27 protein-coding genes are annotated in these 25,495 nt (G+C 74.3%); 13 read left to right on the top strand and 14 right to left on the bottom strand.

All coding sequences use genetic code 11. The features are described 5' to 3' along the window. Positions 1-71 precede the first annotated feature (71 nt). Both ACFP6A_RS12240 and ACFP6A_RS12235 read right to left on the bottom strand, forming a co-directional pair. Positions 72-1,418: an MFS transporter gene (locus tag ACFP6A_RS12240; protein ID WP_379603916.1), complete on the bottom strand. Its 1,347-nt coding sequence runs from the start codon at positions 1,416-1,418 to the stop codon at positions 72-74. Positions 1,419-1,519: 101 nt separating this feature from the next. Beyond that, a complete protein-coding gene (locus ACFP6A_RS12235) occupies positions 1,520-1,936 on the bottom strand; it encodes a hypothetical protein (protein ID WP_379603914.1) in 417 nt (138 codons plus the stop codon). Positions 1,937-2,055: 119 nt separating this feature from the next. On the opposite strand from ACFP6A_RS12235, the gene ACFP6A_RS12230 reads away from it, so the two are divergent. Further along, positions 2,056-2,571: a DUF6328 family protein gene (locus tag ACFP6A_RS12230; protein WP_379603913.1), complete on the top strand. Its 516-nt coding sequence runs from the start codon at positions 2,056-2,058 to the stop codon at positions 2,569-2,571. 9 nt (positions 2,572-2,580) lie between these two features. Beyond that, the gene (locus tag ACFP6A_RS12225; RefSeq protein WP_379603911.1) at positions 2,581-3,111 is read left to right on the top strand and encodes a YbhB/YbcL family Raf kinase inhibitor-like protein; all 531 of its coding nucleotides are present in this window, start codon (positions 2,581-2,583) and stop codon (positions 3,109-3,111) included. Between the two features lie 18 nt (positions 3,112-3,129). Here ACFP6A_RS12225 and ACFP6A_RS12220 read toward each other — a convergent pair whose 3' ends face one another. The 5 genes from ACFP6A_RS12220 to ACFP6A_RS12200 all read right to left on the bottom strand — a co-directional run bounded on the left by ACFP6A_RS12220 (position 3,130) and on the right by ACFP6A_RS12200 (position 7,271). Beyond that, a complete protein-coding gene (locus tag ACFP6A_RS12220) occupies positions 3,130-3,981 on the bottom strand; it encodes a TrmH family RNA methyltransferase (RefSeq protein ID WP_379603910.1) in 852 nt (283 codons plus the stop codon). Further along, positions 3,978-4,754: a sulfite exporter TauE/SafE family protein gene (locus ACFP6A_RS12215; protein WP_379603908.1), complete on the bottom strand. Its 777-nt coding sequence runs from the start codon at positions 4,752-4,754 to the stop codon at positions 3,978-3,980. Before ACFP6A_RS12215 ends, ACFP6A_RS12220 begins: the two co-directional genes overlap by 4 nt. A 16-nt stretch (positions 4,755-4,770) precedes the next feature. Beyond that, positions 4,771-5,913 carry an SPFH domain-containing protein gene (locus ACFP6A_RS12210; protein WP_379603906.1) on the bottom strand — a complete coding sequence of 381 codons (1,143 nt, stop codon included), beginning with the start codon at positions 5,911-5,913 and terminating at the stop codon, positions 4,771-4,773. Further along, positions 5,913-6,392: an NfeD family protein gene (locus ACFP6A_RS12205; protein WP_379603905.1), complete on the bottom strand. Its 480-nt coding sequence runs from the start codon at positions 6,390-6,392 to the stop codon at positions 5,913-5,915. Before ACFP6A_RS12205 ends, ACFP6A_RS12210 begins: the two co-directional genes overlap by 1 nt. A gap of 93 nt (positions 6,393-6,485) precedes the next feature. After that, entirely contained in the window at positions 6,486-7,271 is a 786-nt protein-coding gene (locus ACFP6A_RS12200; protein WP_379603903.1) for an ABC transporter ATP-binding protein, read from the bottom strand. A 90-nt stretch (positions 7,272-7,361) separates the two neighbouring features. Here ACFP6A_RS12200 and ACFP6A_RS12195 point away from each other — a divergent pair, with 90 nt between their 5' ends. After that, on the top strand, positions 7,362-8,150 hold the full coding sequence (locus ACFP6A_RS12195) for a hypothetical protein (protein WP_379603901.1): 789 nt from the start codon (positions 7,362-7,364) through the stop codon (positions 8,148-8,150). Here the strand turns inward: ACFP6A_RS12195 and glgA are convergent. Further along, a complete protein-coding gene (gene glgA, locus ACFP6A_RS12190) occupies positions 8,120-9,313 on the bottom strand; it encodes a glycogen synthase (protein ID WP_379603899.1) in 1,194 nt (397 codons plus the stop codon). The two genes, ACFP6A_RS12195 and glgA, sit on opposite strands and share 31 nt — an antisense overlap. A 101-nt stretch (positions 9,314-9,414) precedes the next feature. On the opposite strand from glgA, the gene glgC reads away from it, so the two are divergent. Beyond that, positions 9,415-10,683, top strand: a complete 1,269-nt coding sequence (gene glgC, locus ACFP6A_RS12185) for a glucose-1-phosphate adenylyltransferase (protein ID WP_379603897.1) — start codon at positions 9,415-9,417, stop codon at positions 10,681-10,683. Then, positions 10,680-11,882: a phosphoserine phosphatase SerB gene (serB, locus tag ACFP6A_RS12180; protein ID WP_379603896.1), complete on the top strand. Its 1,203-nt coding sequence runs from the start codon at positions 10,680-10,682 to the stop codon at positions 11,880-11,882. Before glgC ends, serB begins: the two co-directional genes overlap by 4 nt. Before the next feature lie 334 nt (positions 11,883-12,216). Here serB and ACFP6A_RS12175 read toward each other — a convergent pair whose 3' ends face one another. From ACFP6A_RS12175 to fabG, 3 genes are all read right to left on the bottom strand, one after another. Further along, positions 12,217-12,738 carry a SixA phosphatase family protein gene (locus tag ACFP6A_RS12175; RefSeq protein WP_379603894.1) on the bottom strand — a complete coding sequence of 174 codons (522 nt, stop codon included), beginning with the start codon at positions 12,736-12,738 and terminating at the stop codon, positions 12,217-12,219. Then, a complete protein-coding gene (gene fabI, locus ACFP6A_RS12170) occupies positions 12,735-13,499 on the bottom strand; it encodes an enoyl-ACP reductase FabI (protein WP_379603892.1) in 765 nt (254 codons plus the stop codon). The genes ACFP6A_RS12175 and fabI overlap by 4 nt, the downstream gene beginning before the upstream one ends. A gap of 74 nt (positions 13,500-13,573) precedes the next feature. Then, entirely contained in the window at positions 13,574-14,284 is a 711-nt protein-coding gene (gene fabG / locus ACFP6A_RS12165) for a 3-oxoacyl-ACP reductase FabG (protein ID WP_379603890.1), read from the bottom strand. 69 nt (positions 14,285-14,353) lie between these two features. Here fabG and ACFP6A_RS12160 point away from each other — a divergent pair, with 69 nt between their 5' ends. The 5 genes from ACFP6A_RS12160 (at position 14,354) to ACFP6A_RS12140 (ending at position 18,994) form a co-directional block, all read left to right on the top strand. After that, a complete protein-coding gene (locus tag ACFP6A_RS12160; protein WP_379603888.1) occupies positions 14,354-15,874 on the top strand; it encodes a TldD/PmbA family protein in 1,521 nt (506 codons plus the stop codon). Continuing rightward, positions 15,871-17,274 carry a metallopeptidase TldD-related protein gene (locus ACFP6A_RS12155; RefSeq protein WP_379603886.1) on the top strand — a complete coding sequence of 468 codons (1,404 nt, stop codon included), beginning with the start codon at positions 15,871-15,873 and terminating at the stop codon, positions 17,272-17,274. Before ACFP6A_RS12160 ends, ACFP6A_RS12155 begins: the two co-directional genes overlap by 4 nt. A 43-nt stretch (positions 17,275-17,317) precedes the next feature. Next, positions 17,318-17,656 (top strand): DUF3099 domain-containing protein, encoded by a 339-nt coding sequence (locus tag ACFP6A_RS12150; protein ID WP_379603884.1) that lies wholly within the window; start codon positions 17,318-17,320, stop codon positions 17,654-17,656. A 191-nt stretch (positions 17,657-17,847) separates the two neighbouring features. Beyond that, positions 17,848-18,075: a hypothetical protein gene (locus tag ACFP6A_RS12145; protein WP_379603882.1), complete on the top strand. Its 228-nt coding sequence runs from the start codon at positions 17,848-17,850 to the stop codon at positions 18,073-18,075. Positions 18,076-18,136: 61 nt separating this feature from the next. Beyond that, on the top strand, positions 18,137-18,994 hold the full coding sequence (locus ACFP6A_RS12140) for an SURF1 family protein (RefSeq protein WP_379603880.1): 858 nt from the start codon (positions 18,137-18,139) through the stop codon (positions 18,992-18,994). 25 nt (positions 18,995-19,019) lie between these two features. On the opposite strand, the gene ACFP6A_RS12135 is transcribed toward ACFP6A_RS12140, so the two are convergent. Genes ACFP6A_RS12135 through ACFP6A_RS12125 form a run of 3 tightly spaced genes read right to left on the bottom strand, consistent with a single transcriptional unit; the run spans position 19,020 to position 23,379 of the window. Next, positions 19,020-20,924 (bottom strand): ABC transporter ATP-binding protein, encoded by a 1,905-nt coding sequence (locus ACFP6A_RS12135; RefSeq protein ID WP_379603973.1) that lies wholly within the window; start codon positions 20,922-20,924, stop codon positions 19,020-19,022. An 11-nt stretch (positions 20,925-20,935) separates the two neighbouring features. Next, the gene (locus ACFP6A_RS12130) at positions 20,936-21,766 is read right to left on the bottom strand and encodes an enoyl-CoA hydratase/isomerase family protein (protein ID WP_379603879.1); all 831 of its coding nucleotides are present in this window, start codon (positions 21,764-21,766) and stop codon (positions 20,936-20,938) included. Between the two features lie 14 nt (positions 21,767-21,780). Continuing rightward, positions 21,781-23,379 (bottom strand): ABC-F family ATP-binding cassette domain-containing protein, encoded by a 1,599-nt coding sequence (locus tag ACFP6A_RS12125; protein WP_379603877.1) that lies wholly within the window; start codon positions 23,377-23,379, stop codon positions 21,781-21,783. A 100-nt stretch (positions 23,380-23,479) separates the two neighbouring features. On the opposite strand from ACFP6A_RS12125, the gene ACFP6A_RS12120 reads away from it, so the two are divergent. From ACFP6A_RS12120 to ACFP6A_RS12110, 3 genes are read left to right on the top strand one after another with little or no spacing between them, the layout of a single operon-like run. Then, a complete protein-coding gene (locus tag ACFP6A_RS12120) occupies positions 23,480-24,073 on the top strand; it encodes a biotin transporter BioY (protein ID WP_379603876.1) in 594 nt (197 codons plus the stop codon). 13 nt (positions 24,074-24,086) lie between these two features. Then, on the top strand, positions 24,087-24,764 hold the full coding sequence (locus tag ACFP6A_RS12115) for an energy-coupling factor ABC transporter ATP-binding protein (protein ID WP_379603874.1): 678 nt from the start codon (positions 24,087-24,089) through the stop codon (positions 24,762-24,764). Beyond that, on the top strand, positions 24,761-25,357 hold the full coding sequence (locus ACFP6A_RS12110; protein WP_379603873.1) for an energy-coupling factor transporter transmembrane component T family protein: 597 nt from the start codon (positions 24,761-24,763) through the stop codon (positions 25,355-25,357). Before ACFP6A_RS12115 ends, ACFP6A_RS12110 begins: the two co-directional genes overlap by 4 nt. The last annotated feature ends 138 nt before the right edge of the window (positions 25,358-25,495 follow it).

The following is a 25,495-nucleotide window of genomic DNA, read 5'->3' as shown; positions in this document are numbered from 1 at the left end:
TGGCCGGGCGGCTCTGAGTCGGCCTGCTGAGCCGGGCCGTGTTCCCCTGCTGGCCAAGCAGGTCGAGTCGGTCAGGCCTCCAGCGCCTGCCCCCGCCGCTCCGGCAGAGCGAGGGCGGCGGCGCCGGCGAGGATGAACGCGCCGGCGAAGACGAGGAACACCAGCTCGGTGCCACCCGTCTCCCGCAACACTGGGACGGCCAGCGGTGCCAGGATGGACGCGATCCGCCCGAAGCCGGCGGCCCACCCCGCGCCGGTGCCGCGCACCGCGGTCGGGTACATCTCCGGGGTCACCGCGTACAGGGCGCCCCAGGCCCCGAGCACGAAGAACGACAGCAGCATGCCCGCGACGAGCACGGACGTCTCGGTCCCCGCCGCGGAGAACAGCGCCGCAGCGCCGGCGGCACCGACGAGGAAGGTCGCCAGCGTGGGCCGCCGGCCCCACTTCTCGATGAGGACGGCGGCGACCGCGTAGCCGGGCAGCTGGGCGGCGGTGATCACGAGGGTGTACCCGAAGGACCGCACCATCGACATGCCCGAGGCCACGAGCAGCGTCGGCAGCCAGATGAAGGCGCCGTAGTAGGCGAAGTTGACGAGGAACCACACCGCCCACAGGGCCGCGGTCCGGACCCGGTACGCGGGGCCCCACAGTGCCCCGATGCCCCGCTGCTCCTCGACCGCGACCTCGGTGGTGGGTGCGGCCGGAGCGTCAGCCACCGCCTTCGGCGCCTCGACGCCGGCTGAGCGCTCGAACGAGCGGACCGCGGCCTCCGCCTCCTGCGTCCGTCCAGCGCGCTCGAGGAAGCGCACCGACTCGGGCAGTCCGAGCCGGACGATCACGGCGTAGACCGCGGGCACGGCGCCCAGCGCCAGCGCCCAGCGCCACCCGTCGTCCCCGGACGGCACCACGAGGTAGCCGACGAGCGCGGCGGCGAACCAGCCGACCGCCCAGAACGCCTCCAGGACGACGATGACCCGGCCGCGGATGCGTGCGGGGGCGTACTCGCTGACCAGCGTCGAGGCGACCGGCAGCTCGGCGCCGAGGCCCAGGCCGACGACGAAGCGGAGCACGAGCAGCACGGCGAGCGTGCCGGCGAGCGCCGAGGCACCGGTGGCCACCCCGTAGACGAGCAGAGTCAGCGCGAACACCGACCGGCGCCCGATCCGGTCGGCGAGCAGGCCACCCAGCGCCGCGCCCACGGCCATGCCCACGAAGCCCAGGGAGGCGACCCAGGACAGCTCGGTGTCGGTGAGGCCCCACTGGACGGCGAGGGCGGCCATGACGAACGAGACGAGGCCGACGTCCATGGCGTCCAGCGCCCAGCCGATCCCGGAGCCGAGCAGGAGGCGCCGATGACGGGAGGTGAACGGGAGCCGGTCGAGCCGCTCGGAGCGGCTCGGGAGCACCGAGGTCTGCACGAGACGAAGATCACCGTGTTGGGAACCAGAAGTCAAACGGCCCCGGACGCCGTAGCGTCCGGGGCCGTGGACCGACCGGGAGGCAGAGGCTCCCGAAGGGGTCACTCGCCGTCGACGAGCACCTCGTCCACGGTGGTCTCCTCGCCGAGCACGGAGACCGTGCAGGTGTAGGGGTGACCGGTGCCGTCGGCCTGGGCGGTGCCGGTGACGGTGTAGATCTTCCCGCCCTCCTGGCTGGCGGCCCGCAGGTTGCCGCGCGTGGTGAACTCGGCGCCGGGGAGGCGCTCGGTCACGGCCGCCTGGCAGGCGTCACGGACCTGCTGGTTGAGCTCGACGACGGTGAGACCACCGGTCGCGTCGGTGGTGTCGGTCGAGGACGCCGTGGTCTCGGTGGCGGCCGGAGTGGTCTCCGTCGCCGCCGCAGTGGTCTCCTCGGCGGTGGTCGTGTCGTCGTCGGCGGCGCACCCGGTCAGGGCGAGGACGGCGGCGGCGGACGCGGCGAGCAGTGCGCGCTTCACAGGTTCTCCTTGGTGCTCGGGGGGTGTCCTTGTGGGATGGGAACCGCGAAACATCCTATGACCGTCCGCGTGCGCCGGCCGACCGGTTGTGACGCCCGCCACCGGGTACGGTCCCAGGGGTGACCAGCGACCAGATCGGCATCAACCCGGTGTCCGGTCGGCGGGAGACGGAGAACGAGCGGCTGGACCGCAACCTCAACGAGCTGCTCCAGGAGCTGCGGGTGGCCCAGACGGGTGTGCAGATCCTCTTCGCGTTCCTGCTGACCGCGGCGTTCACCCCCCTCATGCAGGACGCCGACCCGTTCACCCGGCGCGTCCTGGTCGCCACGATCGTCTGCGCGGCGCTGGCCACGGCCCTCCTCATCGCCCCGGTCGCGCTGCACCGCACGGTGTTCCGGCGGGGGCTCAAGGAGGAGCTGGTCCGGATCAGCTCGCGGCTGGCGGCAGGCGGTCTCGTCCTGCTCGGACTGACGATGCTGGGCGGCTGTCTGCTCGCCGTCGACGCGCTGGTCGACCGGCCCGTCGCCTTTGTGCTGACCGCCGGGGTCGGGGTGTGGTTCCTGGTCTTCTGGGCCGTCCTGCCGGTGAGGGTTCGGACCCGCGGCCGGGGAGCCGGGTCCGCGCCGCCGGAGTAAGTTCGGGGTATGAACCTCGACCGACCTGTCGCCCCCGACCCGTACGAGCTGCTCCCCCAGGTCCCGTCGTTCTCGGTGACCAGCGACGACGTCCGCGACGGCGAGCCGATGGACGTCGTGCACTCCGCCGCCGGCGGGAACAGGTCACCGCACCTGCGCTGGACCGGTTACCCGGAGGGGACACGCAGCTTCGTCGTCACCTGCTTCGACCCGGACGCCCCGACCCCGTCGGGGTTCTGGCACTGGACTGTGGTGGACCTGCCGGCCTCGGTCACCGAGCTGCCGTCCGGTGCCGGCGCCGGCGACGACGCCCTGCCCGGGTCGGCGTTCCACGTCCGGAACGACTACGGCACCCGCGCGTTCGGGGGCGCCGCCCCACCCCCCGGGGACCGGCCGCACCGGTACGTGTTCGCCGTCCACGCCCTGGACTGCGAGTCCCTGGGCGTGGACGCCGACGCCAGCCCCACGGTCGTGTCCTTCACGATGCTCGGGCACACCCTGGCCCGGGGCGTGATCACACCGACGTACCAGCAGGACTGACCGGCCCGGCATCTGCGGTCAGGCGGGCCGGGTCGCCCAGAACGCGACCGCCGCCGCGGCGGCCACATTGAGGGAGTCCACCCCGCCGGCCATCGGGATCCGCACGGCGACGTCGGCGGCCGCGACGGCGTGTCGGCTGAGCCCGTCGCCCTCGGTCCCCAGAACGAGGGCGAGCCGGCGACCCGGATGAGCGGTCAGGTCCGCAGCCAGCTCATCAAGGGTGATGGTGGCGTCCCCGAGGGTCAGGGCGGCCACCGTGAACCCGGCTCCTCGCAGGTCGGTCAAGCCCTCCGGCCACGGGTCCAGCCGCGTCCACGGCACCTGGAAGACGGTGCCCATGCTGACCCGCACGCTGCGCCGGTACAGCGGGTCCGCGCAGCGCGGGCTGACCAGGACGGCGTCGACGCCGAGCCCGGCTGCGGCCCGGAACACCGCCCCGACGTTGGTGTGGTCGACGACGTCCTCGAGCACCGCGAGCCGCTGGGCGCCGCGGACGACCGCGGCCCGGGCCGGCAGCGCCGGACGGTGCATCGCCGCCAGCGCCCCCCGGTGCAGGTGGAAGCCGGTGAGATCGCGCAGGACCGGCTCCGGGGCGACGTAGACCGGTGCCCCGGCGGCGGCCGCCGCGCCCAGCAGGTCGGCGGACTCCTCGAGCCAGCGGGGGGCCATCAGCATGGACCGCGGCCGATGACCCGCGGCCAGCGCCCGCCGGATCACGGTGTGCGACTCGGCGATGTAGAGGCCCTCGGCGGGCTCGCGTCGCCGTCGCAGCGCGACGTCGGTGAGCCGCGCGTACTCGTCCAGCCGCGGGTCGGCAGCGTCCTCGATCTGGACGACGCCGGCATGGGCACCCTCGAGCGGCGCGGTCACGAGACGAGGATGCGCCAGATCGCGACGGTGCCGACGACCACGATGACGGCGCGCAGCACCCGGGCGGGCAGTCGCCGGCCGACGCCCGCGCCGATCAGGCCACCGAGCAGCGACCCGGTGGCGATGAGACCGACGACGGCCCAGTCCACCCGGTCGAAGGCCACGACGACGAAGACGACCGCCGCCACGGAGTTGACGACGAGGGAGAGCAGGTTCTTCGCGGCGTTGACCCGTTGCAGGGGCTCCGGCAGCAGCGACCCCAGCAGACCGACGAGCAGGACACCCTGCGCGGCACCGAAGTACCCCCCGTAGATCCCGGCGAGGTAGGTGCCGCCGGCCGCCAGGGCGGTGTGGCCGCGGCTCTCCCGGGTGTGGCCACGGGCTGCTCGCCGCAGCTGCAGGCTCGCCTGGATCCGGGGCTGCAGGACGACGAGCACGAGCGAGACCGCCAGCAGGACAGGCACGATCCGGGCGAACGCCTCCGCCGGCAGGATGAGCAGCAGCACGGCTCCGGTGACCGAGCCGAGGAACGACATCGGCGCCAGGAGCCGCAGTCGCCGGCCCTGGCCGGCGAGCTCACGCCGGTATCCCCAGGTGCCGGACACCCCGCCGGGGACCAGACCGATGTTGTTGGAGATGTTCGCGACGACCGGTGGGTAGCCGAAAGCCAGGAGGGTCGGGAAGGTGACCAGGGTGCCCGACCCGACGATCGTGTTGATCGTCCCGGCGGCCGTCCCGGCAAGGAAGATCGCCACCGCCTCCGCCCAGCCCACGGGCGGCAACCCTAGGTCACGACCCGGCGGGCGGTTCCTCGGGTGGCTGCTCGGCGGTCGGCGGCGCTGCCGGCGCGGGGTCGGGGGCGGCGGCGGGCGCCGTCCGGCGGGTGCGCTGGGTGGACCGCTCCGCCTCGGCGGTGGCGCCGGCCGCCTCCTTGCGGGCCGCCTCGAGCGCCTCCCCGGGGTCCTGCAGGACGGGCTCGTCGAGCCGGACGCCGGCCCCCTGGTCGCCGGCGTCCGGACGCAGGCCGCCGGGTCCGCCGTCCAGGTCGGCCCCGCCGGGCTCGCCGCCGAGGGCGGCGCCGATCCCGCGCAGCGCCTGGGTCAGCTCGGTCGGCACCACCCACACCTTGTTCGACTCGCCCTGGGCGATCTGCGGCAGCATCTGCAGGTACTGGTAGGCCAGCAGCTTCGAGTCCGGGTTGCCCTTGTGGATGGCGTCGAACACCTGGAGGATCGCGCGGGCCTCACCCTGCGCCTCGAGGATCGCCGACTGGGCGGCGCCCTCCGCCCGCAGGATCGCGGCCTGCTTCTCACCCTCGGCGGTGAGGATCTGGGACTGCTTGACGCCCTCGGCGTTGAGGATCGTCGCCCGCCGGTCCCGCTCGGCGCGCATCTGCTTCTCCATCGAGTCCTGGACGCTCGCCGGCGGGTCGATGGCCTTGAGCTCGACCCGGTTCACCCGGATGCCCCACCGGCCGGTGGCGTCGTCCAGGACGCCGCGCAGCTGGGCGTTGATGTTGTCCCGGCTGGTCAGCGTCTGCTCCAGGTCGAGGGAGCCGATGACGTTCCGCAGGGTGGTGACGGTGAGCTGCTCGATGCCCTGGATGTAGTTGGCGATCTCGTACGTCGCGGCCTTGGGGTCCGTCGGCTGGAAGTAGATGACGGTGTCGATGCTGACGACCAGGTTGTCGGAGGTGATGACCGGCTGCGGCGGGAACGACACCACCTGCTCGCGCAGGTCGACGTGGGAACGGATCCGGTCGACGAAGGGGATGAGGAAGTGCAGCCCGGCGTCGAGGGTCCGGCTGTACCGGCCCAGCCGCTCGACGATGACGGCGGTGGCCTGGGGCACGATCCGGACCGCCCGCACGAGCGTCACCACGGTGAACGCCACGAGCAGCAGCAGGACGATGTAGAGCGGGAGGTTCTCCATCAGTGGGGCTCCTCGGTCTCGGGGCCTGCGGTGGGTGGGGCGTCGACGACGGCGGTGGCGCCGTCGATCCGGACGACGCGGACGATGCTGCCCGGCTCGAAGACCCGGCCGGGGACGTCGCTGCGCGCCGACCACTCCTCGCCGGTGAGCTTGACCAGGCCGCCGCGGTCGGTGACCTGGCGCAGCACCTCGGCGGGTCGGCCGATCTGGGCGGCGGTGTTCGTTCGCTGCGCCGGCCCGGCGGGCCGAAGCCGGCGCAGGGCGATCGGCCGGACCAGGACGAGCAGCAGCCCGGCGACCGCGGTGGCGACGATGACCTGCGCGGTGAGGGACCCGCCGGCGAACGCGACGACCGCGCCGGCCAGCGCGCCGACGGTGAGCATCGCGAACACCATGTCGAGCGAGGCGACCTCGATGAGGCCGAGCAGGAGCGCGGCCCCGACCCACCACAGCCACTGCGTGTCACGCAGCCAGTCCACGGGCCCCCCTCCCCTCGTCTCGCGGGCGCCCTGGCGCCGCGGTCATCCTCGCGCCGCGGTCATCCTGGCACAGCCCGAGCCGCTCAGCCCCGCTCAGCCGAAGGCGCGCGCCGTCCACCGGTCGCCGTGCCGTTCCACGGTGAGCGGCATCCCGAAGGTCTCGGCCAGGTGGTCCGCGGTGAGGGTGTCCGGCAGCGGCCCGGCGGCGACCACCCGACCGGCCCGCAGCAGCAGCAGGTGGGTGAAGCCCGGCGGGATCTCCTCCACGTGGTGGGTGACGAGCACCATGGCCGGGGCGCCGGCGTCAGCGGCGAGGTCGCCGAGGCGTCGCACGAGGTCCTCCCGTCCGCCGAGGTCGAGGCCTGCGGCCGGCTCGTCCAGGAGCAGCAGCTCGGGATCGGTCATCAGCGCGCGGGCGATCTGCACCCGTTTGCGCTCGCCCTCGCTGAGCGTGCCGTAGAGCCGGTCGGCGAGGTGTGCCACGCCCATGGCGGCGAGCAGCTCGGCGGCCCGGGCGTGGTCCAGGGCGTCGTACGCCTCGCGCCAGCGCCCGACGACCCCGTAGGAGGCGGTGACGACGACGTCCGCGACCCGCTCCCCACCCGGCAGCCGCTCGGCGAGCGCCGCGCTGGACAGACCGATCCGGGGACGCAGCTCGAACACGTCCACGGTGCCGAGCACCTCCTCGAGCACGGCCGCCACCCCGCTCGTGGGATGGATCCGCGCCGCGGCGACCTGAAGCAGCGTGGTCTTGCCCGCGCCGTTCGGGCCGAGGACCACCCAGCGCTCGCCCTCGGCGACGTCCCAGTTCACCTCGTCGAGCAGGACGGCGTCACCGCGGCGCACGGTCACGCCGGCCATCTGCAGGACGTCGCTCATGCTCCTGACCCTAACGGGGCGGGTAGCGGCGATCCGCCGCCGGTGACCCGACCCGACGAGCCGGCCCGAGGCGGCCTCTACCCTGCTGGCGTGCTCGACCTGCCCCGCTCCGCCCGGCTGGCGCTCTGGGGCGCCGCGCTGAGCGCCGGCACCGCCGGTGTCGACGTCGCTGCGGTGCTGCGCGCCGTGCAGCGCGACGACGAGCCGCACACGCTCGACGGCTCGGACGTCGGACCGGCAGCCCTGGCGGACTGGCTCCGGGGCCTGCCGCGGGAGGTGACGTGGCGGCTCGTCCTGCCCGCCGCCGGCGACCCGCACGACCTGACCGGCCCGGCCGCCACCTCGGTCGCCGCGACGGACGCCGGCGAGGCGGTGGCGGTGACCGGGCCCGGCGGCGTCCTGGTCCTCGTCCCTGAGGTGACCGAGTTCGGCTCCGAGCTCGAGCCGGGGGCGCTCGTGCAGTGGCGGGTGCTGCCCGGCTCCCCGCTGCGGCCGCTCGCGGCGTCCCTGGCCGACGCCGACCGGGTGCTGCGCCAGGCTCTGCGGACGGCGACCGAGACGCTGGCCTCCCTCGAGGTGTCCCGCTGGCGCGAGGACGCGGCCGAGCGGATCGCCGCGGTCCGCGACGGCGGCCTGCCCCGCGGCGCCCTGCCCCCCGGGGCACCGGCGCGGCTGGCGACGGTGCTGGCCACCGCGGTCCGGGTCCGCGCGGTCGTCTCGCTGGCCCTGGAGGACGACGGGGCCGCGGTCAGCGGGTGGGAGGCCGACCGACGGGCCCGGGCCCTGCGGGACGTCGACGCGGTGGCGCGGCGCAGCACCGCCGACGCGGTAAACGCCGCGCTGGCCGGTCACGCGGAGCGCTCGAGCACCTCCCGGTAGACGGCCAGGGTCCGCTCGCCGACCTGCTCCCAGGAGAACTCCGTCTCCACCCGGCGGCGACCGGCCGCGCCGTACCGGCGGGCCCGCTCGACGTCCTCGACCGCCTCGGTCAGGGCGGCGGCCAGGTCGGCCTCGAACCGGGCCGGGTCCACCGGCGTCCCGGTGCCGTCCCCGACCTGCTCGATCGGCACCAGCCAGCCGGTCTCCCCCGGCACGACGACCTCGGGGATGCCGCCGGTGGCGGTGGCGACCACGGCGGCCCCGCACGCCATCGCCTCGAGGTTGACGATGCCCAGCGGCTCGTACAGCGACGGGCACACGAACACCGTTGCGGCGGAGAGCACCTGCGCGAGCTGCTCGCGGGGCAGCATCTCCTCGATCCACAGCACGCCGTCCCGGGTGGCCTGCAGGTCGCGGACCAGAGCGCTCACCTCGGCGAGGATCTCGGGGGTGTCCGGTGCCCCGGCGCACAGGACGAGCTGGACGTCGGGGGGGAGGTCGCGCGCCGCCCGCAGCAGGTGCGGCAGGCCCTTCTGCCGGGTGATCCGGCCGACGAACACGACGCTGCGCCGTCCGGGGTCGATGCCCAGGCGCTCGAGGTGCTCGCTGCCCTCGTCCCGCGTCCACGCGCTGGTGTCGATGCCGTTGTGGACGACCCGGACCCGCTCGGGGTCGACGTCCGGGTAGGCGGCGAGGATGTCGTCGCGCATGCCGGCGCTCACCGCGATGACGCCCGCCGCGCCACGGTAGGCGGTCTGCTCCGCCCACGAGGACACCGCGTACCCGCCGCCGAGCTGCTCGGCCTTCCACGGGCGCAGCGGCTCGAGGCTGTGCGCGGTGAGCACGTGCGGGACGCCGTGCAGGAGTCCCCCGACGTGCCCGGCGAGGTTGGCGTACCAGGTGTGGGAGTGCACCAGGTCGGCGCCGCCGACGTCGGCCGCCATGGCCAGGTCGACACCGAGTGTGCGCAGCGCCGGGTTCGCCCGGGACAGCTCCTGCGGCTCCGGGTAGGCGGTGACGCCGTCCTCGTCGCGAGGGGACCCGAAGCAGCGGACCCGCACGTCGGCGTGCCGGCGCAGCACCGCAGACAGCTCGGCGACGTGCACGCCGGCGCCGCCGTAGACCTCCGGGGGGTACTCCCGGGTCAGCAGGTCCACGCGCATCCGCCACCTCCACCAGCCGCCGGGATCGACGTGCCGAACGCTAGCGCGGGTCGGGCCGGTCGACCCGTGCGCGGACCGGCGTCGCGCCCTACGCTGCGGGCATGCCGGGTCCCAGGGTGCTTGCGATCGTCCTCGCCGGCGGGGAGGGCAAACGGCTCATGCCCCTCACCGCGGACCGAGCCAAGCCCGCCGTCCCGTTCGGCGGCACCTACCGGCTCATCGACTTCGCGCTGAGCAACGTCATCAACTCCGGCTACCTCAAGGTCGTCGTCCTCACCCAGTACAAGTCCCACAGCCTCGACCGGCACGTGACGATGACGTGGCGGATGTCGACGATGCTCGGCAACTACGTGACCCCGGTGCCGGCCCAGCAGCGGCTCGGCAAGCAGTGGTACCTCGGCAGCGCCGACGCGATCTACCAGAGCCTCAACCTCATCCACGACGAACGGCCCGACATCGTCGTCGTCGTCGGGGCGGACCACGTCTACCGGATGGACTTCTCCCAGATGGTCGCCGCGCACCAGGACGTCGGCGCGCCGTGCACGGTGGCCGCGATCCGCCAGCCGGTGAGCCTCGCCGACCAGTTCGGCGTCATCGAGGTCGATCCGGCCGACCCGCGCAGGATCGACGCGTTCCGGGAGAAGCCGGCCGACCCGCAGGGTCTGCCCGACGCCCCCGACCACGTCCTGGCGTCGATGGGCAACTACGTCTTCGACGCCGACGCCCTCGTCGAGGCGGTCACCCGGGACGCCGAGGACGAGGCCTCCCAGCACGACATGGGCGGCGACATCGTGCCGTGGTTCGTCTCCCGCAACCAGGCCGCCGTCTACGACTTCCGGGACAACGACGTCCCCGGGTCCACCGACCGTGACCGCGACTACTGGCGGGACGTCGGCACGATCGACTCGTTCTTCGAGGCCCACATGGACCTCATCTCCGTGCACCCCGTCTTCAACCTCTACAACACCGAGTGGCGGATCTTCTCCCAGCAGCCGCCGCTGCCGCCGGCCAAGTTCGTCCACGGCTGGCACGGCCGGATCGGGCACGCGGTGAACTCGATCGTCGGCCCCGGGTCCGTGGTCTCCGGCGGCCTGGTCGAGAGCTCGGTGCTCGGCACCAACGTCATGGTCCGCTCGTGGTCCTCGGTCAGCGACTGCGTGCTGTTCGACAACGTCGAGGTGGGCCGGCACGCGGTGCTGCGCCGCTGCATCATCGACAAGAACGTACGGGTCCCCGAAGGCGCCCGGGTCGGGATGGACCCCGAGGAGGACCGTGCCCGCGGGTTCACCGTCACCGACAGCGGGATCACCGTGGTCGGCAAGGGTCAGACGGTCCCGGCGCCGGAGCGAACGCCGTCCCGGACGACGTGAGCACCCTGCTCGTCACGGCGACGGGACCCGACCGGCCCGGAGCCGTCGTCCGGCTGCTCGAGGCCGCGGCCCGCCCCGGGGCGGAGGTCCTGGACGTCGAGCAGGCCGTCGTCCGGGGCCGGCTCAGCCTCGCCGTGCGACTGAGAACCGGGACCGACGGGCAGCCGAGCGCCGAGGCGCTGACCGCTGTCGGCCGCGAGCTGGGACTGCACGTGACCTGCGAGGCCGCCACCGGCGAGGAGGTGCCGGAGCCGCTGACCCGGCTGCACGTCGCCGTCCTCGGCAGTCCGCTGGGTGCCGGCGCACTCGCGGACGTCGTCCGCCGTCTCGCCGACCACGGCGGCACGGTCCAGCGGGTCCGCCGGCTCGCGGGCGAGCCGGTGACGTGCGTCGAGCTCGACGTCTCCGGCGACGTCTCCGGCGGGATGGACCTGCTGACCGTCCGGCGCGACCTCGCCGTCCGGGCGGCCTCCCTCGGGGTCGACGTCGCGGTCACCCCTGCGGGGCTCGAGCGGCGGAGCCGTCGGCTCGTGGTCCTCGACGTCGACTCGACCCTGATCCGCCAGGAGGTCGTCGAGCTGCTGGCCGCGCACGCCGGGCGCGCCGCCGAGGTGGCCGCGGTCACCGAGCGGGCGATGCGCGGCGAGCTCGACTTCGCGGCCAGCCTGCACCAGCGGGTGACCTGGCTGGCCGGTCTCGACGCCGCCGTCCTGGACGACGTCCGGCGCGCCGTCCGTCTCACCGACGGGGCCCGCACGCTCGTCGACACGCTGCACCGTCTCGGGTTCCCGGTCGGACTGGTCTCCGGCGGTTTCGCCGAGGTCGTCGAGCCGCTGGCCGCCGACCTCGGCGTCCGGCACGTGCGGGCCAACCGGCTCGAGGTCCGCGGCGGCCGGCTGACCGGACGGGTCACCGGACCGGTCGTCGACCGGGCCGGCAAGGCCGCCGCGCTGCGGGAGATGGCCGCCGCCGAGGGTGTGCCGATGAGCAGCACCGTCGCTGTCGGCGACGGAGCGAACGACCTCGACATGCTCGCCGCCGCGGGCCTCGGGGTGGCGTTCTGCGCCAAGCCGCTCGTGCGCGAGCAGGCCGACGCGGTGCTGAGCCAGCCCTATCTCGACACGGTGCTCCACCTGCTGGGCATCCCCCGCGACGAGTTCGCCCCCCACCCCGACCCCCACCCCCGACCCCCTTCGTGATCATGCAATCCCGCCACCCTTCCGACCCCCTTCGTGATCATGCAATCCCGCCACCCTCCCGACCCCCTCCGTGATCATGCAATCCCGCCACCCCTGACCCACCGCCGGCCCCAGAGTGCTGGGTTGGTGGCGCAACACGCCGGAAAATCCGCGGCGACGCCAGCATTCTGTTCTGTGCCGCGAGCACTCCTCGGAACGATGCGGCGGCTTGCCACAGCACCCAGGGTGGCGGGATTGCATGATCACGACGTGGGGGGCGGCCGGGGCGGGGGCCTGCAGGGTGGCGGGATTGCATGATCACGAAGGGGGGTGTGGTCAGGGGTAGGGGGTGTGGTCAGGGGATGTGGAGGGCGGTGAGACGTAGGGAGGCGGCTTCGACGGCGGACCAGGGGCCCTCGGCCTCCAGCACCGCCGCACCCGCCGTCGGCAGACCTGCGCGCACCTGGCCCAGCAGGCGCTCGTCCGACCTCGGTCCGGCCAGGGCGACGGCCACCTGGGACAGGGTCGGCTGGTGGCCGACGACGAGGACCGTCCGGACGTCGTCCGCGGCCTCGGCGACGAGGTTCACCACGGCAGCCGGCGAGGCCTCGTAGAGGTCCGGCTCCACCCTGAGCTCGGGCTCCTGCGACCCGACGACACCGAGGCCCTCTCGCAGCGACGCCCACGTCTGCACGGTCCGCCGGGCGCTCGAGCACAGCACGAGATCCGGCCGCAGCCCCGCCCCGGCCAGCCACTCCCCCGTGGCCGCGGCGTCCCGGTGGCCACGGGCCGTCAGCCACCGGTCGTGGTCCCGGACGGCCGGCGGCCGCTCCGCCTTGGCGTGCCGCAGCAGCACCAGCCGGCGCGCCGCACTCACCCCGCCCCCATCGCGTGGAAGCCGCCGTCCACGTGGACGATCTCACCAGTCGTGGCCGGGAACCAGTCGGACAGCAGCGCCACGCAGGCGCGTGCCGCCGGTTCGGCGTTCGTGACGTCCCAGCCGAGCGGGGCCCGCTGCTGCCAGGTCTCCTCGAACACCTCGAACCCGGGGATCGACTTGGCCGCCGTCGTCCGGATCGGGCCGGCCGCCACGAGGTTGCACCGGACGCCGTCCGGGCCCAGGTCGCGGGCGAGGTACCGGTTCGTGGACTCGAACGCCGCCTTCGCCACGCCCATCCAGTCGTAGACCGGCCACGCGTAGCGGGCGTCGAAGGTAAGACCGACGACGGAGCCGCCACGGGCCAGCAGGGGGCGAGTCGCCACGGCGAGGGACTTCAACGAGTAGGCCGACACGTGCAGCGCGGTGGCGACGTCGTCCCACGACGCGCCGAGGAAGTCGAAGGCACCCGGCGGCGCGAACCCGATCGAGTGCAGCACCCCGTCGAGGCCGTCGACGTGCTCGCCGAGCCGGCCGGCGAGGGCGTCGAGGTGCCCGGCGTCGGTGACGTCGAGCTCCACGACAGGCGCCTCCCGCGGCAGCCGCCGGGCGATCACCTGCGTGATGCGCATCTGCCGGCCGAAGGAGGTCAGCACCACCTGGGCGCCCTCCTGCTGGGCCAGCCGCGCCACGTGGAACGCGATCGAGCTGTCCGTCAGCACGCCGGTGACCAGCAGCCGCTTGCCGTCGAGAAGTGCCATCCGGGTGTCGTCCTTCCGTCGGTGAGTGCTGTGCCTGCCCGGTCCGCACCGGGCCGGGTGTCCGTCGGTACCGGTCAGTGGCCCATACCCAGGCCGCCGTCGACCGGGACGACGGCGCCGCTGATGTACCCGGCGTCCGGGCCGGCGAGGAAGCGCACCACGCGCGCGACCTCCTCGACGGTCCCGAACCTGCCGGCCGGGATGGCCTGCCGGTAGGTCTCCTGCCGGTCGGCCGGGAGCGCCGCGGTCATCTCGGTCTCGATGTACCCGGGGGCGACGACGTTGGCGGTGACGCCGCGACCGCCGAGCTCACGGGTGATCGAGCGGGCCAGGCCGATCATCCCGGACTTGCTCGCCGCGTACCCGGTCTGCCCGGGCGAGCCGTACAACCCGACGACGCTGGAGATGAGGACGATCCGTCCCCGCCGCATCCGCACCATGCCCTTGGTCGCCCGGCGGACGACGCGGAAGGCGCCGGTGAGGTTCGTGTCGAGGACGGCGGCGAAGTCGTCGTCGGTCATCCGCAGCAGCAGCTGGTCGCGGGTGATCCCCGCGTTGGCGACGACCACCTCGACCGGCCCGTGCTCCTGCTCGGCGCGGGCGAACGCGGCGTCGACGCTGGCCGAGTCGGTGACCTCGCAGTGCAGGCCCAGCGCGCCGTCCGGCACGGTCCCGGAACGGTGCGTCACCGCGACCCGGTCGCCGTCGGCGACGAACGCCTCGACGATCGCCCGGCCGATCCCCCGGCTACCGCCCGTCACCAGCACGCTGCGCGGCTCGCTCACCCTTGCCCACTCCTCTCGTCGGTCCGCCGGGGACGCTACCGACTACCTACGGGTAATACGCTCCTGCGGGTGCGACGAGTCGACGAGGACTTCCGGTCCCTGCCCCTGGCCACCGTGGCGGACGCCGCCCTCACCCGGGCGCGTGAGCTCGGCGCCGAGCACGCCGACCTGCGGGTGGAGCGGGTGCGGGACAGCGGGGTCGACCTGCGCGACGGCCGGCTCACCTCCTCCGGGGACGACGTCGACTCCGGCCTCGCCGTCCGGGTCGTCGTCGACGGCACGTGGGGGTTCGCTGCGGCGACCGCTGTGACCACGGACCAGGCCGCCGCGCTGGCCGAGCAGGCCGTCGAGCTGGCCCGGGTCTCCCGGGCGCTGTCCACCGAGCGGGTCGAGCTCGCCGACGAGCCGGTGCACGCCGGCAGGGAGTGGGTGTCCGAGTACGTCACCGACCCGTTCGCCGTCCCGGACGCCGAGAAGGCGGCTCTCCTGGAGGCCTGGTCCCGGCAGCTGCTCGCCGCGGGGGTCAGTCACGTCGACGCGTCCTTCCGCGCGGTGAAGGAGCAGAAGTACTACGCCGACCTGGCCGGCACCTCGACCACGCAGCAGCGGGTCCGGGTGCATCCCGAGCTGACCGTCGTCCTCGTCGGGGACGACGGGATGGAGACGATGCGCACCCTCGCCCCGCCGGTGGGCCGGGGCTGGGAGTTCCTCGTCGGCACCACGGAGCAGGGGGCGTGGGACTGGGCCGCCGAGCTCGCCGAGCTGCCCGACCTCGTCCGGGAGAAGCTCGCCGCCCCCAGCGTGGAACCGGGGCGCTACGACCTCGTCATCGACCCGAGCAACCTGTGGCTGACGATCCACGAGTCCGTGGGGCACGCCACCGAGCTGGACCGGGCCCTCGGGTACGAGGCCGCCTACGCGGGCACCAGCTTCGCCACCCTCGACCAGCTCGGCTCCCTGCGGTACGGCTCGGAGCTCATGCACGTCACCGGTGACCGCACGGTCGAGCACGGCCTGGCCACGGTCGGCTACGACGACGAGGGCGTGCAGGCCCAGGCGTGGGACATCGTCCGCGACGGAGTCCTCGTCGGCTACCAGCTCGACCGCCGGATGGCCGCGATGCACCGGCTCGGTGACCCGCCCGGTCGGTCCAACGGGTGCGCGTTCGCCGACTCGCCCCAGCACGTACCGCTGCAGCGGATGGCGAATGTGTCCCTGCAGCCGGCGACCGACGGGCCAGACCTCGCCGGTCTGATCGCCGGCGTCGACCGCGGCATCTACGTCGTCGGCGACCGGTCCTGGTCCATCGACATGCAGCGCTACAACTTCCAGTTCACCGGGCAGCGCTTCTACCGGATCGTCGGCGGCAGGCTGGCCGGGCAGGTCAAGGACGTCGCCTACCAGGCGACGACGACGGACTTCTGGCGCTCGATGTCGGCGGTCGGGGACGCGTCGACGTACGTCCTCGGCGGTGCCTTCAACTGCGGCAAGGGCCAACCAGGCCAGGTCGCCGCCGTCTCCCACGGGTGCCCCGCTGCCCGCTTCGACGACGTCCGCATCCTCAACACCGTCCAGGAGGCCGGTCAGTGAGCCGTCCGAGCACCGCACCCGACGTCGTCGAGAAGGCCCTGGCGACCGCCCAGGCCTCACCCGCCCACGCCGGCACCTGTGTCGTCGTCCGGGAGGAGTCCGGGGTCAACCTGCGCTGGGCCGCGAACACGCTGACGACGAACGGCGTGACCTCCGGGCAGTCGGTCACCGTCGCCGCGGCGGTCCGGACGGCGGCGGGGGTCTCGGTCGGGGTGCTCACCCGCCGCGGGGTCGGTGCGGACGACGTCGCCGCCCTCGTCGAGGACGCCCAGGCGGCCGCCGCCACCGCCCCGCCCGCCGAGGACGCCGCCGACCTGGTCACCGGGCAGACGGGCCCCGACTGGATGGAGCCGGCTCCGGCGACCGGACCGGACGTGCTGGCCGGGTTCGCCGAGGGGCTCGGCGAGGCTCTCGCCCGGGCCAGGGGGCAGGGTCGCGAGCTGTTCGGGTTCGCCGAGCACGGCGTGCGCACGACCTGGCTCGGCACCACGGCGGGCACCCGCCGCCGGCACGTCCAGCCCCAGGGCACCGTCGAGCTGACCGGCAAGTCCCACGACCGCGCCCGCTCGACCTACGTCGGGCGCGCCACTCGGGACTTCACCGACGTCGACGCCGCGGCCCTGGACGCCGAGATCGAGCAGCGCCTCGCCTGGCAGGCCCGGCGCGTCGACGTCCCGGCGGGCCGGTACGACACGGTGCTGCCGCCCACCGCGGTCGCCGACCTCATGGTCTACGCCTACTGGTCCTCCGACGCCCGCAGCGCCCACGAGGGCCGCTCGGTGTTCTCCCGCCGCGGTGGGGGCACGCGCGTCGGTGACCGGCTGACCGACGTCCCGCTGACGCTGTACAGCGACCCGGCCGAGCCCGGCCTGGAGACCGAGCCGTTCGTGCTCACCGAGGCCAGCAGCCCGTTCGCGTCGGGGTTCGACAACGGCATGCCGGTGGGACGCTCGACGTGGATCGAGGACGGCGTCCTCGCCGCGCTGCCCACCACCCGGCACACCGCGGCCCTGACCGGGCTGCCGGTGCAGCCCGCGGTCGACAACCTCGTGCTGACCGGGCGGGACGCGTCCGGCGACCTGGCCGACGTCGTCCGGGGGGTCGACCGGGGCCTGCTCGTCACCTGCCTGTGGTACATCCGCGAGGTCGACCCGACGACGCTGCTGCTGACCGGGCTGACCCGCGACGGGGTCTACCTCGTCGAGGGCGGGGAGGTGACCGGGGCGGTGACGAACTTCCGGTTCAACGAGAGCCCGGTGGGCATGCTGGGCCGGGTCGGCGCGGTGGGCCGCACCGAACCAGCTCTGTCCCGCGAGTGGGGGGACTACTTCCCCCGGACGGCGATGCCGCCGCTGCTCGTGCACGACCTCAACATGTCGAGCACGAGCCAGGCCAGCTGACGCCCGCCCTGCCGTGCGGCCGGCGGGGACGTACCGTGGGGCGGTGAGGCTGCACCGACCGGCGCGCGCCCCCCGCGACACCCCGGTCCACCGGATCACCGACGCCCGCCGTTCGCACGCCGAGGACCAGCGGGACCGGATGATCAAGTACACCGTCTCGATGACGGTGCGGATGGTGTGCATCGTGCTCGCCCTCGTCACCCGCGGCCCGCTGCAGTGGGTGTTCATCGTCGGCGCGGTGGTGCTGCCGTACGTGGCGGTGCTGATCGCCAACGCCAGCCGTGAGCCGGCTCCGGAGCCGCCGGACACCTGGGGTGTCCACCCGCCCGCGCTCGGGTCCGGCGACACGCCACCGGAAGATGACCGAGGGGTACCTCGCTGACATCCCGGTGTGTCATGATGGGACCACGCGTTCTGCATCCCCCGTCGGAACGCGTCCAGGACGCCGGGCGGCTCCCCCCCGTGGCCGCCCGGCGTCCGCCTTCCCGGTCCGGCATGAGCACCGCTGCGCACCGCCGACCGCCCCCGCTGCAGCCTCTTCCCGCGCCGCACGGGACCGGTCACACTGGGGGCATGGACCTCTCCGTCAGCCCGGGCACGGGACTGCTCTGCAGCGCCCGAGGCTGCCGCTCCGCGGCGGTCTGGGGGCTGCGGTGGAACAACCCCCGGCTGCACCCGCCGGAGCGTCGCAAGGTCTGGCTGGCCTGCGAGGAGCACCGCGCGACGCTGGCCGACCACCTCGCCGTCCGCGGGTTCCTCCGCGAGACCGTCCCGGTGGCCGAGCTCGACCGCTCCGCCTGACCGGCGCCGAACCGCCTGACCGGCCCGCGCCGGCGTCCGGGGCGGCGGTTACCGTCGTGCCGTGTACCGGTTCCTGCTGACCCCGCGCTGGCTCGCCGGCCTCGCCGTCACCGTCGTGGTGGCCGTGGTCTGCGTCCTGCTCGGCATGTGGCAGTGGGACCGGCGCGAGCAGGCCCGGGAGCGCAACGAACCCGTGCTGACGAACTACGACCGTGAGCCGCGGCCGCTCACCGAGGTCCTGCCCGACGTGCTCCCGCCTGTCGGGGCCGAGCTGCCGCGCCCAGCCCGCTGGACGCCGGTGACGGCGGACGGCGAGTACCTCGCCGAGGACACGGTGCTGGTTCGCAACCGGTCGCTCAACGGGCGGCCCGGCTACGTCGTCCTCGTGCCCTTCGCCGTGGACGACGGACCGGTCGTCGTCGTGGACCGGGGGTGGGTGCCGATCGGTGCGACCGGCAGCGCCCCGGACGACGTCCCGGCCCCTCCGCAGGGACCGGTCACCCTGACCGCCCGGCTGCAGACCCCGGAGCCGCACCTGGAGCGGGACGCCCCCGCCGGACAGCTGCACAGCATCCACCCACCGGACGTCGCCGGGCTGACCGGTCTCGACGTGCTGCCGGGGGTCTACCTGGTGGCCGCGGGCGAGGACCCGGCGCCGGCGCAGGCACCGGCGCGGGCCGGGCGTCCGGCCGTCGACGAGGGCCCGCACCTGTCGTACGCGTTGCAGTGGTTCGTGTTCGCCACCGGTGCGTTCGTGGGTTACGGGGTGCTGGCCCGGCGCGAGGCCGCCGACCGGCGGGCGGCGGGTGCCGGCGGCGAGCGGCCCGCGGCGGTGCCGGCGGCACCTCCGTCGCGCTCCCGGCGGCGCAGCGACGAGGACGTGGAGGACGAGATCCTCGACGCCCGCTCGCGCGGCTGAGGCTGAGGGTGCGGCTGCGGGCGGGTCAGGTCGTTCGGCCCTCCAGCGCACCCGTGCCGACCGGCTTCTGCGCCTGCTCGGCGAACTGGGTCCGGTAGAGCTCCGAGTACAGCCCGCCACGGGCGAGCAGCTCGGCGTGCCGGCCCCGCTCGACGACCCGCCCGGACTCGAGCACGACGATCTCGTCGGCCTGCCGGACGGTCGACAGCCGGTGGGCGATGACCAGGGAGGTGCGGCCTTCCAGCGCGGTGTCGAGGGCCCGCTGCACCGCTGCCTCGGACTCGGAGTCCAGGTGCGCCGTCGCCTCGTCGAGGATGACGACGTCCGGGGCCTTGAGCAGCAGCCGGGCCAGGGCGATCCGCTGCTTCTCCCCGCCGGAGAGCCGGTGACCGCGGTCCCCCACCACCGTGTCGAGCCCCTCCGGGAGCTGCTGCACGAGCGGCCACACCTGCGCCGCCCGCAGCGCGGCCTCGACCTCGGCGTCCGAGGCGTCCGGCCGGGCGTACCGCAGGTTGGCGCGGATGGTGTCGTGGAACAGGTGCGCGTCCTGGGTGACGACCCCGACCCTCGAGTGCAGCTCCTCCTGCGCCACTTCCCGGACGTCGACCCCGCCAACCCGCACCGACCCGGACGTCACGTCGTACAGCCGGGCGACCAGCGCGGTGACCGTCGTCTTGCCCGCTCCGCTCGGGCCGACGAGGGCGACCATCCGGCCCGGCTCGACGCGGATGTCGACTCCGCGCAGCACCTCGTCGCCGCTGCGGCGGTCCAGGGACTCGGTCTCCTCCAGGGACGCCAGCGAGACGTCCGTGGCCGCCGGGTAGCCGAACCGGACGTCGTCCAGCTCGACCGACAGGGGGCCGGCCGGCAGCGGGCGGGGCGACGGCGGGTCGGTGACGAGCGGGGGCAGGTCGAGGACCTCGAAGACCCGCTCGAAGGACACCAGCGCGGTCATCACGTCGACCTGGACGTTGCTCAGGGCGGTGATCGGGCCGTAGAGCCGGGCGAGCAGGGCGGTCAGGGCGATGAGGGTGCCCACGGTGACGGTTCCCTCGATGGCGAGCACACCGCCGACCCCGTAGACGACAGCGGTGGCCAGGGAGGCGACCGCGGTGAGCGAGGCGAAGAACAACCGGTTGCTCATCGCGATCCGCACGCCGATGTCGCGGACCCGCGCGGCCCGCTCCCGGAACTCGGTGTCCTCCCGGTCGGCGCTGCCGAAGAGCTTCACGAGCAGGGCCCCGGCGACGTTGAAGCGCTCGGTCATCCGGTTCCCCAGCTCGGCGTTGAGCTGCATGCCCTCCCGGCTCAGCCCGGCCAGCCGGCGCCCGACCCGCCGGGCGGGCAGCAGGAACAGCGGGACGAACAGCAGCGCCAGCAGGGTGATCTGCCACGACAGCAGGGCCATGGTGGTGAGGACGACGGCGAGGGTGATGACGTTGGACACCACCCCGGACAGGGTGGAGGTGAACGCCTGCTGCGCGCCGATGACGTCGCTGTTGAGCCGGGTGACGAGGGACCCCGTCTGGGTGCGGGTGAAGAACGCGATCGGCTGGCGCTGGACGTGCTCGAACACCCGGGTGCGCAGGTCGAGGATCAGCCCCTCCCCGATCCGGGCGGAGAACCACCGCTGGCCGAGCATGACCACGGCCTCCCCGACGGCCACCACGGCCACCAGGGACGCGAGACCGACGACGAGTCCCCGGTCCCCCTGCATGACGCCGTCGTCGATGACCCGCCGCAGCAGCAGCGGGGTGACGACGACGAGCAGGGCGTCGACGACGACCAGGGCGAGAAAGCCCGCCAGCAGCCCCCGGTAGGGCTCGGCGAACCCGGCCACCCGTCGCACCGTGCCCGGAGCGAGCCGGCGCTGCGCGACGCTCTCGTCGCGCCGGTAGGAGCGCATCATGTGGAAGCCGGACATCGGCATGGACACCGGACTCAGCTCCCGTCCGGGTGTCGGCCCAGGTGCCCGCCCAGCTGTCGCCGCAGCAGCGGCACCTGGGCGGCCCGCTCGGCGGCGCGCTGGTCGACCGGTGAGCGGTCGAGGGCGCCGGCGAGCAGGTGCTTGGTCGCCGCCAGGGCTCCCTGCGGCGCCGCGAGCAGGGCGCCGGCCAGGTCGTCGACCGCAGCGTCGAGCTCGGCACGCGCGACGACGACCTCGGCCAGGCCGAGCGCCGCGGCCTCCTGGGCCCCCACCCAGCGTCCGGTCGCGCAGATCTCCAGGGCCCTGGAGTAGCCGACGGTCCGCACCAGCGGGGAGGTCCCGCCGAGGTCCGGGACGATGCCCAGCGAGGGCTCCCGCATGGCCAGGGCGGCGTCGTCCGCGAGCACCCGCAGGTCGCAGGCCAGCGCGAGCTGGAACCCGCCGCCCACGGCGTGCCCGCCGACGGCCGCGATGCTCACCGCGTCGACCTCCCGCCACCACGAGAAGCCGCGCTGGAACCCGGCGATCGCCGCGTCGATCTCGGCGGGGGGCAGCGCGGCGAGCCGGGCCAGCCCGGGCTCGCCGTCGGTGCCCTCCCCGAACATGCCGCGGTCCAGACCCGCGGAGAACGACGGTCCCTCGGCCCGCAGCACGACCACCGCGACGTCCGAGCCGGGCACCGCGTCGCCGACGGCGGCCAGGGCCCGCCACGTCGCCGGGGTCATGGCGTTGCGCCGGTCGGGGCGGGCCAGGGTGACGGTCAGCCGTCTCCCGTCGCGCTCGACCCGGATGCCGGCGGCGGCCGCCTGCTCGGCGACAGGCCCACCGGGGGCGAGTAGGTCCACACGTGCTCCTTGGGTCAGGCGAGCGAGACGAGCTCGAGGTAGCCGGGGTTCCACAGGTCCTCGTCCCCGTCGGGCAGCAGCACGACCCGCTCCGGCTGGAGAGCCTCGACGGCGCCCTCGTCGTGGGTGACGAGGACGACGGCGCCCTCGTAGCGCCGCAGGGCACCAAGGACCTCCTCCCGGCTCGCCGGGTCGAGGTTGTTCGTCGGCTCGTCGAGCAGCAGGACGTTTGCCGCGGACACGACGAGCGTGGCCAGGGCGAGCCGGGTCTTCTCCCCACCGGAGAGCACCCGCACCGGCTTGCTGACGTCGTCCCCGCTGAACAGGAACGACCCCAGCACGGACCGTACCTGCGTGTCGGCCAGGTCCGGTGCGGCGCTGCGCATGTTCTCCAGGACGGTCCGCTGCACGTCCAGCGTCTCGTGCTCCTGGGCGTAGTACCCGAGCCGCAGCCCGTGCCCGGCCTGGACGACGCCCGTGTCCGGCTGCTCCAGACCGGCCAGCATCCGCAGCAGGGTCGTCTTGCCGGCGCCGTTGAGGCCGAGGACGACGACTCTGCTGCCACGGTCCACGGCCAGGTCGACGTCGGTGAACACCTCCAGCGAGCCGTACGACTTCGACAGCGCGCTGGCGGTCAGCGGCGTCCGGCCGCACGGAGCCGGCGTGGGGAAGCGGAGCCTGGCCACCTTGTCCTGCTGGCGCTGCGCCTCCAGGCCGGACAGCAGCCGCTCCGCGCGGCGGGCCATGTTCTGCGCCGCCGTCGCCTTGGTGGCCTTGGCGCGCATCTTGTCGGCCTGGGCCATCAGCGCAGCGGCCTTCTTCTCGGCGTTGGCGCGCTCGCGGTGCCGGCGTCGCTCGTCGGTCTCCCGCTGCTGCAGGTACGCCGACCAGCCGACGTTGTAGACGTCGAGCACGGCGCGGTTCGCGTCGAGGTGGAAGACCTTGGTCACCGTCGCCTCGAGCAGTCCGACGTCGTGGCTGATGACGACCAGTCCGCCGTCGTGCCCGCGCAGGAAGTCCCGCAGCCAGGAGACCGAGTCGGCGTCGAGGTGGTTCGTCGGCTCGTCGAGCAGCAGTGTGGGAGCGCCGGAGAACAGGATCCGGGCCAGCTCGACCCTGCGTCGCTGACCGCCGGACAGGGTGCGCAGCGGCTGGTCGAGCACCCGCTCGTCGAGCCCGAGGTTGCTGGCGATACGACCGGCCTCGCTCTCGGCGGCGTACCCGCCGGCGCTGGCGAACTCGGCGTCCAGCCGCGCGTAGCGGGTCATCGCGCGGTCGCGGGTGTCCTCGTCGGCGCTGGCCATCGCAGCCTCCGTCTCCCGCATCCGGCGCAGGACGGCGTCCAGGTCCCGGGCGGACAGGATCCGGTCACGGGCCAGCACGTCGAGGTCGCCGGTCCGCGGGTCCTGCGGCAGGTAGCCGACCTCCCCGGAGCGGGTGACCGTGCCGGCCGCGGGCTGCCCCTCCCCGGCCAGCACCCGGGTGAGCGTCGTCTTGCCGGCGCCGTTACGACCGACGAGGCCCACCCGGTCGCCCGGGCCGATCCGGAAGCTCGCTCGCTCCAGGAGCAGCCGGGCTCCAGCGCGCAGCTCGACGTCAGTGGCAGTGATCATGAGAGGTACCAGTCTAGGTCGCCGCTGGACGGGGCCGGTCGCGCGTCCACGCCACGTGCGACGGAGGGCCGGTGAGAACGGCAGCAGTACCATCGCCCGGGTGAGCCGTCGCACCCCCCGTCGCCTGGCAGCCCGGGACCTCGCCCTCGTCGCCACCTTCGCGGCGCTCATCGCCGTCCTAGGGATCCCGGGGCAGCTGTACGTCCTCGGCAACGCCGTCCCCATCACCTTGCAGACGCTCGGGGTGATGCTCGCCGGGTCGGTGCTCGGCTGGCGCCGGGGCGCGCTGGCCACCCTCGTCGTCATCGTGCTGGCCGCGGCCGGGCTGCCCGTCCTGGCCGGGGGCCGCGGCGGGCTCTCCGTCTTCGCCGGCCCGACCGTCGGCTACCTGCTCGCCTGGCCGCTCGGTGCCGCCGTGACCGGGTGGATCGTGGAGCGCCGGCTGCCGCGGTACTCCCCCGTCACCGGCTTCGTGGCCAACCTCGTCGGCGGGGTGGCCGTCGTCTACGCGGTCGGGGTGCCGGTGCAGGCCGCGGTGACAGGCACGTCGAACCTGCTCGCGATCGCGGTCGCGTCCCTGGTGTTCCTGCCCGGCGACCTGCTCAAGGCGCTCGTCGCGACGACGGTGGCGGCGGGCATCCACCGCGGCTACCCGGCGGTTGCGCCCCGCCGCGAGCTCGCCGCCCGACGCTGAGGTCCGCCCCGTCGTGATCCGGCTGCGCGGGGTGCGCCACCGGTTCGGGGAGCGCACCGTCCTGGACGGCATCGACCTCGACATCGCCGAGCGGCGGGTCGGTGTCGTCGGGGCCAACGGCTCGGGCAAGTCCACCCTGGTCCGCACGCTCAACGGACTCGTCGTCCCGGACGCCGGGACGGTGACCGTGGACGGGCTCGACACCCGCCGGGACGGGCCGGCGGTGCGACGGCGGGTCGGGTTCGTCTTCACCGACCCCGACGCGCAGATCGTCATGCCGACAGTCGCCGAGGACGTCGGCTTCTCGCTGCGCCGCAGCGGCCTGAGCCCGGCGCAGCGGGCGCAGCGAGTCGCCGCGGTGCTGGACAGGTTCGGTCTCGCCGGGCACGCCGACCACCCGTGCCACCTGCTGTCCGGTGGGCAGAAGCAGCTGCTGGCCCTCGCCGCTGTGCTCGTCACCGAGCCCGAGGTGCTCGTCCTGGACGAGCCGACGACCCTGCTCGACCTGCGCAACGCCCGCCGGATCCGGGACCTCGTCGCGGGACTGCCGCAGCAGATCGTCCTGGTCACCCACCACCTCGACCTGCTGGAGGGCTTCGACCGGGTGCTCGTGCTCGACGAGGGCCGGGTGGTGGCCGACGGGCCTCCGGAGCGTGCCGTGCCCGCCTACGAGCAGACCCTCCTCGGATGACGGGCTTCTACCTGCCGGGGTCCGGTCTGCTGCACCGCGCCCCGCCCGGGGCGAAGCTGCTCGCCCTCGCGCTGCTGACGACGGTGCTCGTCGCGCTGCGCTCACCGCTCGCCGTGGGCGGCGGTGCACTCGTCGTCGCCGCGGCAACGGTGCTCGGCCGGGTTCCGGCGGGCGCCGTGGTGGCTCAGCTGCGGCCGCTGCGCTGGGTCGCAGTCGTGCTCGTCGTCTTCCAGGTGCTGACCAGCGGCTGGCGCGCTGCCGTGGCCGTCGTCGGCACGCTGCTCGTCGCGGTGGCCGCGGCGGGCCTGGTCACCGTCACCACCCGGGTGTCCGACCTGCTCGACGTCCTGGTCCGGCTGCTGGCCCCGCTGCGCCGGGCCGGCGTCGACCCCGAGCGGGTCGGCCTCGTCCTGGCCTTGACGATCCGGTCGGTGCCGGTTCTGGCCGGTCTGGTCGCGGAGGTGCGCGACGCGCGCCGGTCCCGGGGCCTCGAGCACTCGCTCCGGGCCCTGCTCGTCCCGGTGGCCGTGCGCGGCGTCCGGCACGCCGACCGCCTCGGTGAGGCGCTGGCCGCCCGCGGCGTCGACGACTGACCACCACCCCCCACCCCACCGTCCACCGTCCAGCTCGCAGAATGCTGGGTTGTTGGCACGACACGCCGGGAAAGCTGCCCCAAATCCAGCATTCTGTGGCGCGCGGCTGTGACCGGGGGCGGGGTGGCGGGATTGCAT

The sequence above is a fragment of the Quadrisphaera sp. GCM10027208 genome, from assembly GCF_042658805.1.
Classification (GTDB): Bacteria; Actinomycetota; Actinomycetes; order Actinomycetales; family SCSIO-59966; genus SCSIO-59966.
Note: the sequence above shows the minus strand (reverse complement) of the source record. Positions and strands in the feature narration are given on the sequence as shown.

Bases quoted from the DNA above. Each gene is read 5' to 3' on its own strand.
- glgA (WP_379603899.1), bottom strand. From the start codon at position 9,313: ATGCGCGTGGACCTGCTGACCCGGGAGTACCCCCCGGAGGTCTACGGC.
- ACFP6A_RS12135 (WP_379603973.1), bottom strand. From the start codon at position 20,924: ATGCCGATGTCCGGCTTCCACATGATGCGCTCCTACCGGCGCGACGAG.
- glgC (WP_379603897.1), top strand. From the start codon at position 9,415: ATGCCGGGTCCCAGGGTGCTTGCGATCGTCCTCGCCGGCGGGGAGGGC.
- ACFP6A_RS12200 (WP_379603903.1), bottom strand. From the start codon at position 7,271: ATGAGCGACGTCCTGCAGATGGCCGGCGTGACCGTGCGCCGCGGTGAC.
- ACFP6A_RS12210 (WP_379603906.1), bottom strand. From the start codon at position 5,913: ATGGAGAACCTCCCGCTCTACATCGTCCTGCTGCTGCTCGTGGCGTTC.
- ACFP6A_RS12225 (WP_379603911.1), top strand. From the start codon at position 2,581: ATGAACCTCGACCGACCTGTCGCCCCCGACCCGTACGAGCTGCTCCCC.
- ACFP6A_RS12145 (WP_379603882.1), top strand. From the start codon at position 17,848: ATGGACCTCTCCGTCAGCCCGGGCACGGGACTGCTCTGCAGCGCCCGA.
- fabI (WP_379603892.1), bottom strand. From the start codon at position 13,499: ATGGCACTTCTCGACGGCAAGCGGCTGCTGGTCACCGGCGTGCTGACG.
- ACFP6A_RS12125 (WP_379603877.1), bottom strand. From the start codon at position 23,379: ATGATCACTGCCACTGACGTCGAGCTGCGCGCTGGAGCCCGGCTGCTC.
- ACFP6A_RS12110 (WP_379603873.1), top strand. From the start codon at position 24,761: ATGACGGGCTTCTACCTGCCGGGGTCCGGTCTGCTGCACCGCGCCCCG.